The sequence below is a fragment of the Rahnella selenatireducens genome (assembly GCF_046449555.1).
GTDB classification, from domain to species: domain Bacteria; phylum Pseudomonadota; class Gammaproteobacteria; order Enterobacterales; family Enterobacteriaceae; genus Rahnella; species Rahnella selenatireducens.
The window spans coordinates 330,708-345,399 of sequence record NZ_JBKEZJ010000006.1 but is presented as its reverse complement, the minus strand read 5'-3'; the positions used below and the strand labels follow the sequence as shown (position 1 = coordinate 345,399).

At 52.3% G+C, this 14,692-nt stretch carries 14 protein-coding genes; 11 read left to right on the top strand and 3 right to left on the bottom strand.

Going from position 1 to position 14,692, the window contains the following annotated elements; all coding sequences use genetic code 11:
• A partial coding sequence (locus tag ACLBVC_RS12970) for an RHS repeat-associated core domain-containing protein (RefSeq protein WP_410149936.1) occupies positions 1-624 on the top strand: 624 nt, incomplete at its 5' end.
• Between the two features lies 1 nt (position 625).
• Positions 626-997: a hypothetical protein gene (locus ACLBVC_RS12965; protein WP_410149935.1), complete on the top strand. Its 372-nt coding sequence runs from the start codon at positions 626-628 to the stop codon at positions 995-997.
• A gap of 1,316 nt (positions 998-2,313) precedes the next feature.
• Here the strand turns inward: ACLBVC_RS12965 and ACLBVC_RS12960 are convergent.
• Positions 2,314-3,120, bottom strand: a complete 807-nt coding sequence (locus tag ACLBVC_RS12960; protein ID WP_410149934.1) for an IclR family transcriptional regulator — start codon at positions 3,118-3,120, stop codon at positions 2,314-2,316.
• A 300-nt stretch (positions 3,121-3,420) separates the two neighbouring features.
• Between ACLBVC_RS12960 and yiaK the strand changes: the two genes are divergently transcribed.
• The 9 genes from yiaK (at position 3,421) to ACLBVC_RS12915 (ending at position 12,120) form a co-directional block, all read left to right on the top strand.
• Positions 3,421-4,419, top strand: a complete 999-nt coding sequence (yiaK, locus tag ACLBVC_RS12955) for a 3-dehydro-L-gulonate 2-dehydrogenase (protein ID WP_410149933.1) — start codon at positions 3,421-3,423, stop codon at positions 4,417-4,419.
• An 11-nt stretch (positions 4,420-4,430) separates the two neighbouring features.
• A complete protein-coding gene (locus ACLBVC_RS12950) occupies positions 4,431-4,898 on the top strand; it encodes a YhcH/YjgK/YiaL family protein (RefSeq protein WP_410149932.1) in 468 nt (155 codons plus the stop codon).
• Positions 4,899-4,949: 51 nt separating this feature from the next.
• Complete coding sequence (locus ACLBVC_RS12945; protein WP_410149931.1) at positions 4,950-5,924, top strand: DUF4862 family protein; 975 nt, start codon at positions 4,950-4,952, stop codon at positions 5,922-5,924.
• 108 nt (positions 5,925-6,032) lie between these two features.
• Positions 6,033-7,370, top strand: a complete 1,338-nt coding sequence (locus ACLBVC_RS12940) for an MFS transporter (RefSeq protein ID WP_410149930.1) — start codon at positions 6,033-6,035, stop codon at positions 7,368-7,370.
• Positions 7,371-7,379: 9 nt separating this feature from the next.
• Entirely contained in the window at positions 7,380-8,909 is a 1,530-nt protein-coding gene (locus ACLBVC_RS12935; RefSeq protein ID WP_410149929.1) for an FGGY-family carbohydrate kinase, read from the top strand.
• On the top strand, positions 8,902-9,561 hold the full coding sequence (gene ulaD / locus ACLBVC_RS12930) for a 3-keto-L-gulonate-6-phosphate decarboxylase UlaD (RefSeq protein ID WP_410149928.1): 660 nt from the start codon (positions 8,902-8,904) through the stop codon (positions 9,559-9,561). The genes ACLBVC_RS12935 and ulaD overlap by 8 nt, the downstream gene beginning before the upstream one ends.
• The gene (locus tag ACLBVC_RS12925; RefSeq protein WP_410149927.1) at positions 9,558-10,418 is read left to right on the top strand and encodes an L-ribulose-5-phosphate 3-epimerase; all 861 of its coding nucleotides are present in this window, start codon (positions 9,558-9,560) and stop codon (positions 10,416-10,418) included. The genes ulaD and ACLBVC_RS12925 overlap by 4 nt, the downstream gene beginning before the upstream one ends.
• On the top strand, positions 10,412-11,113 hold the full coding sequence (araD, locus tag ACLBVC_RS12920; protein ID WP_410149926.1) for an L-ribulose-5-phosphate 4-epimerase: 702 nt from the start codon (positions 10,412-10,414) through the stop codon (positions 11,111-11,113). The genes ACLBVC_RS12925 and araD overlap by 7 nt, the downstream gene beginning before the upstream one ends.
• Positions 11,114-11,250: 137 nt before the next feature.
• Positions 11,251-12,120, top strand: coding sequence for a phosphoribulokinase (locus tag ACLBVC_RS12915; RefSeq protein ID WP_104923613.1), 870 nt, complete (start codon positions 11,251-11,253; stop codon positions 12,118-12,120).
• A 6-nt stretch (positions 12,121-12,126) separates the two neighbouring features.
• Here ACLBVC_RS12915 and ACLBVC_RS12910 read toward each other — a convergent pair whose 3' ends face one another.
• Positions 12,127-13,311, bottom strand: coding sequence for an amidohydrolase (locus ACLBVC_RS12910; RefSeq protein ID WP_410149925.1), 1,185 nt, complete (start codon positions 13,309-13,311; stop codon positions 12,127-12,129).
• Positions 13,312-13,326: 15 nt separating this feature from the next.
• On the bottom strand, positions 13,327-14,517 hold the full coding sequence (locus ACLBVC_RS12905) for an MFS transporter (protein ID WP_410149924.1): 1,191 nt from the start codon (positions 14,515-14,517) through the stop codon (positions 13,327-13,329).
• Positions 14,518-14,692 lie beyond the last annotated feature (175 nt).

The following is a 14,692-nucleotide window of genomic DNA, read 5'->3' as shown; positions in this document are numbered from 1 at the left end:
GTGGATATTTTCAACCCGTACAAACTGCGGCAGCCCATAAGAATGCAGGGCCAGCAATATGACGAGGAATCAGGGCTGCATTACAACCGTCACCGTTATTATGACCCGGCGCTGGGACGATATATTACGCAGGACCCGATTGGGCTGAGCGGGGGGATAAATGGATACGAGTATGTCCATAACAAACCATTGGAGTTTGCTGACCCGTTAGGATTAACTGTTGAGTTCCAAGGAGACCTGAAAACAAAAACAGAGTTAAGCATGGCCTATGACAAGGTCGGTTCTACCAAACACGGTAAGGAAATGATATCGAAAATGTTAGCTTCAGAACATAATTATATAATCAGAGGTCTCAAACCTGATGACGAAAAATATAAACGAAGCCATAGATATGTCGATAATGAGTTTACGATTTACATCGATATCAATGACCATTCCACAGTCAAAGTAAAAACAAAATTTGGTTGTAAAGAGCAAGAGTCGCCTATTTACATAATTCTGGCTCATGAAATAGGGCATGTCATGGGGACGAAAGATGATGGACCTGGTTTTATGAGTAATGTTAAGTCTCACGAAAACCCTGTCAGAGAAGAAATGGGACTCCCTCCCAGAGTGGCTTACTAAAATGAAAAATAAAATCTGCATGGCTGTATTTATGATTTTAGGAGTTTTATTGACCAAAGTAGTTTTGGCAAATCAGATATCCGTTTACTTTATGGGGTTTGGAGTTGAAACGTATACTCCAGTAACTAGGGAAAAAATTATTCACATGGGTGAGTTGATACACCCTTCGGACATCAATAGCATAACCATAATGGCTTTACTTAGTATTAATGACGGTATCAGTTTTTATTTTAGTGACCAAAGAATAAGGGCAATGGTTACTGATGGAGAAAAAACTTACTACATCGATGAAGAGGGGGTTGTTTATAAAAATAATAGAGTCAGCACTATGATAAATAGAGAATTACTTACAGAACTATTAAGGGAAAAGTAATGTATTATTTTATTTGGCAATCTAAAAAAGATGAATGACATCAAAAAAATAATTATATCAATGTTTTTATCACTCTGTTTTTTGCCGGGCCCTTTTATTAAAAAACATGAAAAATCAACATCATGACATACTTACATCTATCTTATAGACCGAATGCAATGAAAATGACTAAGACTGAACTAGGCGAATACAAAAATCCGCAATTAATAAACATTAATCACATTAGTTATGAAGTGGGTGACCCGGATATATTTCCACCTATATCACAGAAAGATTCACATTCAACAATATAAATAATGATCTTAAACTATCGGGCTATAGCTACACTACAAAATCAAATAAACAATGAGTTAACCATCAAATAAATGAGAAGTTTATGAGTTGGATTTTTTAATAACCCGGCCGAAAATAAGGAACCACATCGCTAATAAAATACAAAAAAAAGCATAGTGAAATTATCAAAATCAATGCCCGCGCAGGCCTAAATTTCCTTTCTAGCTTGCTCTTAAAAATAACAAAAACGTTTATCAAAATGAGAAATACAAAACCCGAAACGCCAACGAGAAGATAATTTTTAAAATCCATTTAGACACCACCATAACCATATTGTGAGATTGATTTTTTGTGAACAACCGGAGTGATGACACTATACAACTTTTATTTTTAAAAATAATTATTATCTTAATTAGAGTTTTAATAAAAATAATAACAAGGAGACAGAATGATAAAAATTATTTCAATCATACTAATTTTCATATACTATGATAATTCATTCTTTGCGAGTGGCAACTCAAAAACGAAATCCATTAGAGTACTATTTTTTAACACGACAAAAATAAACAGCATAGAAATAATTCACATGCCGTCATTCATTTTAACAAGAACGGCAGTAACAAGTGAGAGACTTATAAGAAATTATAACCACAACACCTTGAGTTTAAATGACACCATTAACAATGTTGACTTCATTAATACTATAAATTTTTTACCGCAGAAAAAACAGAGTTCACAGCTAATTTAAGATGGGGAACATTGATATCCCAAGATAAAAAACCTTCATGATAAATTTATTTTAATAGTTCTGGTAGACATGAAAAAATAAATAACAAAAAATATCATTTTTGAAAAAGTATTTTACCATGTTTCAAAGTAAAATTTAAGTTCATCATGAAAAATGACTAATACTTTAGTAGCGTCAATTTAAAATCACAAAATGAAACTCTGATTGATCTTGCAAAGTCAAACCTTGACAAAATATTGCTACAATATTCATATTGCACAATCAGCCCCCTATGCAGGAGGCTACAAACTCTCCCTCACCCCACCTTCAGCCCAAGTTCCCCCGAAATCGCGGCTGCGGTTTCTTTCAGCGGTTTCAGCAATGCTTCTTCGCCGATCACGCCGAGTTTTGCCGTCGAGAGTGAAATCGAGACGGCATACGTCACGCGCCGGTGGATATCAAACACCGGCACCGCCAGACAGGATACGCCAAGTTCATTTTCTTCCCTGTCCATCGCCAGACCCTGCTCGCGAATTTGTGCCAGCTCTTTGTCCATCTCTTTCAGGCTGACAATCGTATTGCGGGTCAGCGGCTGGATCTGTTCGCTGTGACTTTCCCAGTAAGCCGGTACGTAATCCTGATGCCCGTACGCCATGTATATTTTGCCCATCGCCGAGCAATACAGCGGCATATGCTGGCCGATGTAGGCGCGGGTTCGCAGCATTCCGGTGGTCGGTTCCAGCTTGTAAATAAGAATGGCATGGTCGTCTTCGCGGCTGGAGAAGTTAACGGTTTCCCCGGTCGCGATATTCAGCGCTTCAAGATGCGGCGCGGCGACGTGGATAATATTCAGCGAAGACAGTGATTTCTGGCCGACAGAAATAAATTTGGTGGTTAAGCGATAACTTCCTGCCGCCGGTGCTGGTGTGACATAACCGCAAGATTGCAGCCCCTGAAGTAAACGGTGAACCGTACTTTTATTCAGTTCCGCAAGTTCAGAAAGATGCGCCAGCGGGCAGCCGTTCGGGTAATTGCTGAGGATTTCGATCAGCTGTAACCCACGGAACAGGCTCTGACTTCCTGCCGGTTTATCTTTCCCCTGTTCGTTCTCTGCGTCTCTCATACCTTGAAGAATTCCCGTTGTGCCGATGGCGTTGCAATCCTGAACCGATGGTATAGCAAACTTCCTTCGCACGCGAAATAACTCCTTTTCCCTGCCCGCTTTTTGCCCTACCTAAAATGTGTCCTTTATCACGAACCGGACATGAATTTTTTATCCAACTGATTTTAAAGCGTTTTAAAAACACCCCGATGGATTGTGATCCGTAACGGACAAGAGTAGATTTTTGAAATCAGATTCCACATAGTGAAATATAGAGATCTAAAAACAACCAAATATTTAACAATCTCACTGGAGAAAGGTATGAAACTGAGTTTTGAAACGTTGCAAAAGGAGTTCAAAAGGGTGCTTATCACGCGCCACGTCAAACCTGACGTCGCCGATGAATGCGCCACGATGTTTGCACAAACCACCGAGTCCGGGGTGTATTCCCACGGCGTAAACCGTTTCCCGCGCTTCATTCAGCAACTGGATCAGGGCGATATTCATCCGGATGCCGTGGCGAAAAAAATTCTGTCGCTGGGCGCGATTGAACAGTGGGATGCACAACGCTCAATCGGCAATCTGACAGCCAAAAAAATGATGGATCGCGCCATCTCTCTGGCCTCCGACCACGGCATCGGGCTGGTGGCGTTACGCAATGCCAACCACTGGATGCGCGGCGGAAGTTACGGCTGGCAGGCGGCAGAGAAAGGTTACATCGGGATTTGCTGGACGAACTCCATCGCTGTGATGCCACCGTGGGGCGCAAAAGAATGCCGCATCGGCACGAACCCGCTGATCGTCGCCATCCCCGGCTCGCCGATCACCATGGTGGATATGTCGATGTCGATGTTCTCCTACGGCATGCTGGAAGTGAACCGTCTCGCAGGCCGTGAACTACCTGTCGACGGCGGCTTCGACGACAGCGGCCAGCTGACCCGCGAGCCCGGCGTTATCGAAAAGAACCGGCGCATTTTGCCGATGGGCTACTGGAAAGGATCCGGTTTATCCATTGTACTGGACATGATTGCCACCCTGCTTTCCGACGGCGCGTCCGTGGCGGAAGTCACCGAAGACAACTCGGACGAATACGGGATTTCGCAGATTTTCATCGCCATCGAAGTTGACCGCCTGATTGACGGCGCAACCCGCGATGCAAAACTCCAGCGCATTATGGATTACGTTACCACCGCCGAACGCAACAATCCGGACGAAGCCGTTCGCCTGCCGGGACACGAATTCACCCGCCTGCTGGCAGAAAACCGCCGCAACGGGATCACCGTCGATGACAGCGTTTGGGCAAAAATTCAGGCCTTATAAGGAGCTGGCTCATGATATCCGGACATATCAGCAACCCGAATCCCTGCACGTTTCCCGCAGCGATTGAGAAGGCGCTGAATTTTGTACGCACTACAGATTTTCGCGCACTGGAAACCGGCGTCGTCGAAATTGAAGGCAGAGATATTTACGCGCAGATCCTCGATCTGACGACCAAAGAGAAAACGGAAAATCAGCCTGAAGTTCACCGCCGTTATATTGATATTCAATTTTTAGCCTGGGGCGATGAAATTATTGGTTATGCCGCCGACCGGGGGAATAACCCGATATCTCAGTCATTGCTTGAAGAACGCGACATTATTTTTTATCACGACATGGAAAACGAATCCGAAATTATCATGACACCGGGAACCTACGCCATATTTTTCCCGCAAGATGTTCACCGCCCGGCGTGTATTCATCATAGCGTCAGCAATATCCGTAAAATTGTCGTCAAAGTAAAAGTGGATAAACTCGGGTAACCGTCAGGATAAAAAACCCGGGAAGACAGTTAATTCAATGGGGAAATATCTATGCAAAATCATGCAGGCTTTGTTGTCGGCGCTTATCCTTGCGCGCCCTCTTTTCATCAGCGAAATGAAAATGAAGAAACCGAATTCTGGCGCAAGCTGGCCGATATTCCGGGGATCCGTGGAATAGAACAACCTTGTCTTGAAACGTTGCATCCGTATGGCGACGAATGGTTATTCCGCCATCTGCCTGAGGAATGGGACATCGTGGTCACCGGCGTGATGGAAACCATGCGCAGACGCGGAACTTTGCCGGGCTTCGGGCTGGCGTCTGAAGATGCTGAACAGCGCAGCGCCTGTGTCAGCTTTTACCGCCACATTTTCGAAAAGGTTGAGCAGACCAATACGCGTTTTGGCAGAAACAAAGTGCTGGCCGTGGAGTTGCAGTCCGCGCCGCTGGCTGGCACACGAAATGTCAGCCTTGCCGCGCGCGGTTTCACAGAGTCTTTGCAGGAAATCCTCAGCTGGGACTGGCCGTGCGGGCTGATTATCGAGCATTGCGATGCGCTTGATAAACCGGCTGCACGCAAAGGTTTCATGCCGCTGGCGCACGAGCTGACGGCGATTGCTGAGGCTAAAGCTTACACTGGGAAAACGGCCGGAATGTGTATCAACTGGGCGCGCTCCGCCATTGAAGGCCGCAATATCTCGCTGCCGCTGGAGCATCTGCAAACTTGCCAGCAGGCCGGTGTTCTTCAGGCGCTGATGTTCTCGGGCACCACCCGCGAAGGGGCTTATGGTGACTGGCAGGATCTGCACGCGCCGTTTGCGCCGTTCGCAGGCAGTGAAGCGGGATGTCAGGAAAGCCTGATGACCGTCGATATTGCCGCCGAAATGTTCCGGCATGCGCCACCGGAATCACTGAGCTTCTTGGGAATTAAATTACTGGAAATTAATGCCAGCGCCAGCGTGGATCATCGCATTGCTATTTTGCAGGACGGTATTAAGGCCATGAATCTGGCAATCAACAAAAAATAATAACCATAAAATAGCGATATCTTATTTTACACCACATCCCTTTCCTCTGAGGGGAACCCCGCTCGTCTGTTAAACGGGCTCTGTAACTCATTATTAAGGTAATAAGTTATGAATAAAAACTCTAATACTCTGCAAAGCGAACTGCTATTAAAAGAAATACCCAAACAGCGCTGGCTTAGAATTATTCCCCCGATCCTGATTGCCTGTATTATTTCTTATATGGACAGGGTAAATATTGCCTTTGCCATGCCGGGTGGAATGGACGCGGAATTAGGCATTACCGCATCAATGGCCGGGCTGGCTGGGGGCATATTCTTCCTCGGTTATTTATTTCTCCAGGTACCCGGCGGGAAAATTGCGGTTCACGGCAGCGGTAAGAAATTCATCGGCTGGTCACTGGTCGCCTGGGTCATTATTTCGATCCTCACCGGACTGGTCACCAATCAGTATCAGTTGCTCTTCCTGCGCTTCTCGCTGGGTGTTGCAGAAGGCGGTATGTTGCCGGTCGTACTGACGATGATCAGCAACTGGTTCCCCGATGCCGAACGCGGCAGGGCGAACGCGATTGTGATCATGTTCGTGCCGATCGCCGGGATCATCACCGCCCCGCTCTCCGGCTGGATCATCAGCGCACTCGACTGGCGCTGGTTGTTCATCATCGAAGGGCTGCTTTCCGCCGTGGTTTTGGTGATGTGGGTGCTGACCGTTTGCGACCGTCCGCAGGAAGCTCGCTGGATTTCGCCTGAAGAGAAAAACTGGCTGATAGCGACGCTGGCCGCCGAACAAAAAGCCATTGCCGGAAAAGAAGTCAGAAACGCCTCCCTCGGCGCGGTGCTGGCCAACCGGACGATGTGGCAGCTTATCGCCCTAAATTTCTTCTACCAGACCGGCATTTACGGTTACACCCTGTGGCTGCCGACCATCCTGAAAGAACTGACGCATTCCACCATGGGACAGGTCGGCGTCCTCGCGATCCTGCCTTACATCGGTGCCGTTGCGGGCATGCTGCTGTTCTCCTCGCTGTCTGACCGCACCGGCAAACGCAAACTTTACGTGTTCCTGCCTCTGCTGGGCTTCGCGGCCTGCATGTTCCTGTCGGTGATGCTGAAAAATTACATCTGGGTTTCCTACGCAGCGCTGGTCGGCTGCGGCTTCTTCCTGCAATCCGCCGCCGGTGTTTTCTGGACTATTCCCGCCAAACTTTTTAGCGCGGAAATGGCCGGTGGCGCACGCGGTGTGATTAACGCGCTGGGCAATCTGGGTGGATTCTGCGGGCCGTATGCCGTCGGTTTGCTTATCACGTTCTACAGCAAAGACGCCGGTGTTTATTGTCTGGCGATCTCACTCACGCTGGCGGCACTGATGGCATTGCTGCTGCCTGCCCGGTGCGACGTTCCGGCGCAATCGGCGAACAAATTACCCGACAGCCGTCCGACAGTAGCCTGAGGAAATACGATGAACGCTTCATCCGGAGAATACTGGTTAGGGATCGACTGCGGCGGCACCTACCTCAAGGCAGGATTGTACGATCACACGGGACAGGAATCCGGCGTTTGCCGCCAGTCCCTGCCGGTGCTGAGCGAGCAGCCCGGCTGGGCCGAGCGCGATATGCCTGCGCTGTGGGCGTCGTGCGTCAGTTGTATTGCCGCGCTGATGCGCCAGCAAAACGTCAGCGGCAATCAGGTGAAAGGCATCGGCATTTCGGCGCAGGGCAAAGGGTTATTCCTGCTGGATAAAGCAGGAAATCCGCTGGGCCGGGGGACTTTGTCCTCCGACCGCCGCGCCGGTGATGTGATCAGCGCCTGGCAGCGTGACGGCTTGCATCAGCAAATCTATCCGCTGACCCGTCAGGCGCTGTGGGCCGGGCATCCGGTGTCATTGCTGCGCTGGATAAAACTGCATCAGCCGGAGCGCTATCAGCAAATCGGGACGGTAATGATGGCGCACGATTATCTGCGTTATTGCCTGACCGGCGAGCGCGGCTGCGAAGAAACCAACATTTCCGAATCCAATCTGTATCACATGGCGCAAGGCGGCTATGACGCACGGCTGGCTGAAATGTTAGGGATTGCCGAAATCAGCGCGGCGTTGCCACCGGTGGTCGGTTCGGCGGAAATCTGCGGAACCGTGACGCCAGACGTCGCGGCGCTGACCGGATTAACCGCCGGAACGCCGGTCGTTGGCGGGTTATTCGATGTGGTTTCTACCGCGCTGTGCGCCGGACTTAACGACGAATTCACCCTGAATGCGGTGATGGGTACATGGGCGGTCACCAGCGGAATATCGGCGGAAATGGGCGAACGGGAAAATCATCCGTATGTCTATGGCCGTTACGCTGGCGGCGAAGGCTATCTCATCCACGAAGCCAGCCCGACGTCCTCCGCCAATCTCGAATGGCTCAACCTGCAAACCGGCGGCATAGCATTTGACGAGATTAACCGTGCCGTCAGCGCCCTGCCGAAGGCCGCAACCGACGTTCTGTTCCTGCCCTTCCTTTATGGCAGCAATCAGGGTGCGGAAATGACCGCCGGATTCTACGGCCTGCAATCGCTGCACCATCGCGGGCATTTGTTGCAGGCGGTTTACGAAGGCGTGGTGTTCAGCCATATGACGCACCTTAACCGCATGCTTGAACGCTTTCCGCTGGCGAAAACCCTGCGCGTCACCGGCGGCCCGGCGCGTTCAGAGGTCTGGATGCAGATGCTGGCCGACGTCAGCGGAATGCCGGTGGAACTCCCTCAGATCGAAGAAACCGGCTGTCTGGGCGCTGCGCTGGCGGCGATGGTCGGCACCGGCGTGTATCCCACTTTCGCGCAAGCGCAGCGCCATCTGCATTTTGCAGTAAAGCGTCTGGAACCGGACGCCGGTGCGCAGATGGCCTATCAGAAAAAATCACAACGTTACCAGTTCCTGATCGACGCACTGGGCGGTTACCACGCCCGCTGCGCGGCGGCTGACTCACAGGAAAAACCTCAACATGACTAAACCTCTCCTCCAGCTGGCGCTGGATCACACCGACCTTCCGGCCGCGCTGCGCAACGCGAAGGCGCTGAAAAATCACGTCGACATCATCGAGGCAGGCACCATTTTGTGTCTCTGCGAAGGGTTGCAGGCCGTGGAAATGCTGCGTGAACTTTGCCCGGACAAGATTCTGGTGGCCGACCTGAAAGTGGCCGATGCCGGAGAAACGCTGGCGCAGGAAGCCTTTAAAGCCGGAGCAAACTGGATGACGGTGATTTGCGCCGCACCGCTGGCGACGGTTATCAAAGCGCACGACGTGGCAAAAACATATCGGGGCGAAATCCAGATAGAACTTTTCGGCAACTGGACGATGCAGGATGCGCGCGACTGGCATGCCGCGGGGATCCGTCAGGCGATTTATCACCGCGGACGCGACGCGCAGGCCAGCGGACAAACCTGGGGCCAGCAGGATCTGGATCGCATGAAACAGCTGTCGGATATCGGCCTGCGCCTTTCCGTCACCGGCGGCATCACGCCTGCGGATTTGCCGCTGTTCCGCGACATCGACGTGCAGGCGTTTATCGCCGGACGCGCGTTATCCGACACAACGCAACCCGCACAGGTCGCGCAGGCGTTTCACCAGCAAATCGACGCAATCTGGGGAACAACGGCATGAGAAAACATCCGCTGGGCATCTATGAAAAAGCGCTCCCCAAACACCTGAGCTGGCCGGAAAGGCTGGCACTGGCGAAAAGCTGTGGCTTTGATTTTGTCGAAATGTCGGTGGATGAAACCGATGAGCGCCTGTCGCGCCTCGACTGGAGCATTACGCAACGCGTCGCGCTGGTCGAAGCGATGATGGAAATCGGCGTCTCCATTCCGTCGATGTGCCTTTCCGCGCACCGCCGTTTTCCTTTCGGCAGCCACGATGAAAGCGTCCGCGAACGTGCGCGGGAAGTGATGACCAAGGCCATCAAATTGGCCCGCGACTTAGGGATCCGCACCTTACAGCTGGCCGGTTATGACGTGTATTACGAAGCGTCCGACGCCGGTACCCGCGAACGATTTGCCGAAGGGCTGGCGTGGGCGGTGGAACAGGCCGCCGCCGCGCAGGTCACACTGGCGGTCGAAATCATGGACACCGAATTCATGAATTCGATAACCAAATGGAAAGCGTGGGATGAGCGCCTGAATTCACCGTGGTTCAGCGTGTACCCGGACATCGGCAATCTCAGCGCGTGGGGAAACGACATTCCGTCGGAGCTGGCGCTGGGCATTGACCGTATCGCCGCCATCCATCTGAAAGATACCTATCCGGTCACCGCAACCTCTAAAGGACAGTTCCGCGATGTGCCGTTCGGCGACGGCTGTGTCGATTTCCCCGGCTTTTTCCGTACGCTGGGCGCGTTGAATTATCGCGGCGCATTCCTCATTGAAATGTGGACGGAAACTGCCGCCGAACCGGTGCTGGAAATCATCAAAGCCCGTCAGTGGATTGAAGCCAAAATGCTGGAAGGAGAATTCGCATGTTAGAACAGCTGAAACAGGCCGTACTGGAGGCCAATCTGGCGCTGCCCGCGCATCATCTGGTGACGTTTACCTGGGGCAACGTCAGCGCGGTTGACCGCGAAAATGGGCGGGTGGTGATCAAACCGTCGGGCGTGGAATATACCGACATGTGCGCCAGCGACATGGTTGTTGTCGATCTGCATACCGGCGAGCGCATCGAAGGCGACAAAAATCCGTCGTCGGATACCGCCACGCATCTGGCGCTTTACCGGCAGTTTCCGGAAATCGGCGGCATTGTGCATACGCATTCCCGACACGCGACAATCTGGTCGCAGGCCGGGCTGGATTTACCGGCATCGGGCACCACGCACGCCGATTATTTCTACGGCAATATTCCCTGCACGCGCCGGATGACCGAAACAGAAATCAACGGCGCGTATGAACTGGAAACCGGCAACGTCATTATCGAAACTTTCCTGGAGCGGGGTCTGGACGCCATGCAGGTTCCGGCGGTTCTGGTGCATTCTCACGGGCCGTTCGCCTGGGGAAAAAATGCCGCCGACGCCATACACAACGCCGTCGTGCTGGAGGAATGCGCCTACATGGGCATATTCTCCCGCCAGCTGACGCCCGCACTTGGCGATATGCAACAGACGCTGCTGGACAAACATTACCTGCGCAAACACGGAAAAAATGCCTATTACGGACAGCTGAAATAACCGGTCGTCGCCTGTCACTTCTCGAATAAATATGGTAACAATAGGCTTAATTATGCGCAGCGATGCCGCCAGGTCTTCGACCACAGAAAAGACCGCGACACGCCTGCCAGCCTCACCTTTATGGAGAACAGCGCATTATGTCAGCCAAACATCCTGTTATTGCCGTTACCGGTTCGAGCGGTGCAGGCACCACTACCACCAGTCTGGCATTTCGGAAAATATTCCAACAGCTTGGCCTGCGTGCCGCCGAGCTTGAAGGCGACAGTTTCCACCATTTCACCCGCCCGGAAATGGACGCGGCCATCCGCAAAGCCCGCGACCTCGGGCGTCATATCAGCTACTTCGGGCCGGAAGCCAACGACTTCGGTTTGCTGGAAAAAAGCTTTATCGAATACGGCAAAACCGGCACAGGCCGTTCGCGTAAATATCTGCATACTTATGACGAAGCGGTTCCCTACAATCAGGTGCCGGGGACGTTTACACCGTGGCAGGCCTTACCGGAACCGACGGACATTCTCTTCTACGAAGGCCTGCACGGCGGCGTGGTATCCGACAAAACGGACGTCGCGGCGCATGTCGATTTACTGGTCGGCGTGGTGCCCATCGTTAACCTCGAATGGATCCAGAAACTGGTGCGCGACACCGGCGAGCGCGGGCATTCCCGTGAGGCGGTGATGGATTCCGTGGTGCGTTCGATGGACGACTACATCAACTACATCACGCCGCAGTTTTCCCGCACGCACATTAACTTCCAGCGCGTGCCGACCATCGACACCTCCAATCCGTTTGCTGCGAAAGCCATTCCTTCACTGGATGAAAGCTTCGTGGTGATTCATTTTCAGGGGCTGGACGACATTGATTTCCCGTATCTGCTGGCAATGTTGCAGGGCTCGTTTATCTCGCACATCAAAACGCTGGTGGTGCCGGGCGGCAAAATGGGGCTGGCGATGGAGCTGATTATGGCGCCGCTGGTGCAGCGCCTGATGGAAGGGAAGAAAATCGAGTAAGTGAAATCAGACCTCGTTCATCAGCAACTGCTGAATGAATCCGACGTGTAATTTCACGCCAATCTGCAACGCCTCTTCGTCCAGCCGGAAGCGCGGGTTATGCACCCCATAAGTCGCGCCGATTTTCTCGTTACCGCTGCCGATAAACAGAAAACAGCCCGGCACTTTTTGCTGATAGGAAGAGAAATCTTCGCCACCAAACAGCGGCTGGGTCACTTCCCGCAGCGCATTCTCGCCGAGCGTATTAGCAATCACCTGACGCGCAATCGCGCAGGCGTCAGGGTGGTTATCGCCATTCACGTAACCCCGCGTCCAGCGCAGTTCATACTGCGCACCGTGCGCCGTCGTAATCCCGGAAATAATCTGTTCCATCAGCTGCGGAACCAGCTCGCGCACACTGCTGTGATGGGTGCGCAATGTTCCGGCGAGTTTCACGCGTTCCGGAATCACGTTATAGCTCTCCCCGCTCTGGAAAGTGGCGATGGTCAGCACCGGCACCTGTAGCGGATCGATACGGCGCGCCACGACGTTTTGCAGCGCCGTCACCACTTCCGCGCCAACCACCACCGGATCAATGCACAAATGCGGCATCGAACCGTGCCCGCCCTTGCCGGCAATCGTGATGTCGAAGTTATCGGTGGACGCACAGAACACGCCCTCTTTCAGGCCGACCTCACCCGTCGGGGAATTCGGCATAACGTGCAGGCCGAAGATTTTCTCCACGCCGTCGAGTACGCCTAAATCCACCAGTTCCTGTGCGCCGCCCGGCGGTAATTCTTCCGCGTGCTGGAAGATAAACCGCACCGAGCCGTGCAGTGCGGACTGACACTGTGTCAGCACTTTCGCCGCACCCAGTAACATCGCGGTGTGCGCGTCATGGCCGCAGGCGTGCATAACGCCAGGCACCGTCGAACAGAACGGCTCGTCGTTTTCTTCCTGAATCGGCAAGGCGTCGATATCAGCCCGCAGCGCATACGTCGGCCCCGGATAAGCGCCGTTGAGATCGGCAACCACGCTGTTAGGTGTCAGCCGCGTCAGGGTCAGGCCGCCAAAACTTTCCAGCTGTTCCGCGATGTAATCCGCCGTTTTATGCTCCTGAAATGACAACTCAGGATGCGCATGAATGTGTCTGCGCCAGCGCAGAACGTCCGTTTTGACTTCCGCCAGCATCGCTTCAAAATTAAATGTCATCAGACTTCTCCTCAGTTATGCCACGTCGCGCAACGCTGCGCGCGGTTTCAAGGTCAGCGGCAAAATGGCCAGCCCGGCAACCACCATCGCCAGCGCCAGAAAAACAAATGTCGAAAAATACCCGTGCGTCACCGTGATCAGATAGCCCATCGCAATCGGCGCCACGAATCCGCCGAGCGTTCCGCCGGTATTGATAATCCCCATTGCGGCACCCATCACGTCCGGCGGCAGGCGTTTCATCGGCAGCGTAAACACCGTGACAAATGCCGCCATCAGGAAAATGTAGCCGAGGAACAGGAACAGCCCGGCGGTCACCGCCGACGCCGAGGTGTACACCAGCCAGATGCACAAGGCGCTGAGCATTGCGCTGCAAAAAATCACTTTCGGCTCTTTGCCCTGCATATAACGGCCGACCAGCCAGCCGGTCGCCAGCGAGGAAATCCAGATCCCCATACCACCGGTGGCGACCACCAGCCCGGAAACGTCCAGCGACATTCCGCGCTGTTGCACCAGATATTTAGGCAGCCACGCCATCAGGCCGTAGGACGGAATGTTGATGCAGAAAATGGACACGAACAGCAACACGACAATCGGGTTTTTCAGCAACTCACGGTAGCCGGTTGCCACGCCGGCGCGGACCTCTGCTTTCGGCGGATTCGGCACAAAGATGACAATCGCAACGGCAATCGCAAACGCCAGCAGGCCGAGAATGGAGAATGAGCCGCGCCAGCCGAGCGTATCGAGCGCATACACCGCAATCAGCGGCCCGGCGGTCATCGCCAGACCCGCGGATGACAACAATATGGATTGCGCAAAAGTTCGCTGCCCGACATCAAAATTGGAAACTACCGCTTTGGCGCAGGAACTCGGATACCCGGAATGGCCGACGCCGGAGAGAAAGCGAAACGTCACCAGCAATCCGAGGCCGAATCCCAGCAAACCGAAGCAAAGCGCGAAACCGCCGAGCAAAAACAGCGAAATGCCGAGCACTTTCTTGTAGCCGAAACGGTCATTCAGCCAGCCAGCGGGAATTTGAAACAGCGAATAGGCCAGGAAGAAAATGCCGGTGATGTAACCCAGCTGCTGCGGTTGCAGATTAAATTCCCGCTCAATCGGCAACAGCGCGAACCCCATCACCGTTTTGTCGATATACACCACCGCATAACCAACGAACAGCAGGAAGATCATCAGGGAACGACTTTTCATAGCGGATATCCCTTTTTGTTATCACCGCGTCAGAATCTCTCACTGTCGGGCGAAAAGTAAAATGCGATATGCATCACGTAATCAACTGAATAACAACGTATTATTTATTACAAATCTGAAGCTATCAGCTTTACAGGTTTGCCATAAGATGCAATTTTTGGGCGGGCGATGCTTT

Excerpts from the sequence above, each read along its gene's own strand:
- ACLBVC_RS12965 (WP_410149935.1), top strand. The coding sequence starts at position 626 with ATGAAAAATAAAATCTGCATGGCTGTATTTATGATTTTAGGAGTTTTA.
- ACLBVC_RS12960 (WP_410149934.1), bottom strand. The coding sequence starts at position 3,120 with ATGAGAGACGCAGAGAACGAACAGGGGAAAGATAAACCGGCAGGAAGT.
- yiaK (WP_410149933.1), top strand. The coding sequence starts at position 3,421 with ATGAAACTGAGTTTTGAAACGTTGCAAAAGGAGTTCAAAAGGGTGCTT.
- ACLBVC_RS12950 (WP_410149932.1), top strand. The coding sequence starts at position 4,431 with ATGATATCCGGACATATCAGCAACCCGAATCCCTGCACGTTTCCCGCA.
- ACLBVC_RS12945 (WP_410149931.1), top strand. The coding sequence starts at position 4,950 with ATGCAAAATCATGCAGGCTTTGTTGTCGGCGCTTATCCTTGCGCGCCC.
- ACLBVC_RS12940 (WP_410149930.1), top strand. The coding sequence starts at position 6,033 with ATGAATAAAAACTCTAATACTCTGCAAAGCGAACTGCTATTAAAAGAA.
- ACLBVC_RS12935 (WP_410149929.1), top strand. The coding sequence starts at position 7,380 with ATGAACGCTTCATCCGGAGAATACTGGTTAGGGATCGACTGCGGCGGC.
- ulaD (WP_410149928.1), top strand. The coding sequence starts at position 8,902 with ATGACTAAACCTCTCCTCCAGCTGGCGCTGGATCACACCGACCTTCCG.
- ACLBVC_RS12925 (WP_410149927.1), top strand. The coding sequence starts at position 9,558 with ATGAGAAAACATCCGCTGGGCATCTATGAAAAAGCGCTCCCCAAACAC.
- araD (WP_410149926.1), top strand. The coding sequence starts at position 10,412 with ATGTTAGAACAGCTGAAACAGGCCGTACTGGAGGCCAATCTGGCGCTG.
- ACLBVC_RS12915 (WP_104923613.1), top strand. The coding sequence starts at position 11,251 with ATGTCAGCCAAACATCCTGTTATTGCCGTTACCGGTTCGAGCGGTGCA.
- ACLBVC_RS12910 (WP_410149925.1), bottom strand. The coding sequence starts at position 13,311 with ATGACATTTAATTTTGAAGCGATGCTGGCGGAAGTCAAAACGGACGTT.
- ACLBVC_RS12905 (WP_410149924.1), bottom strand. The coding sequence starts at position 14,517 with ATGAAAAGTCGTTCCCTGATGATCTTCCTGCTGTTCGTTGGTTATGCG.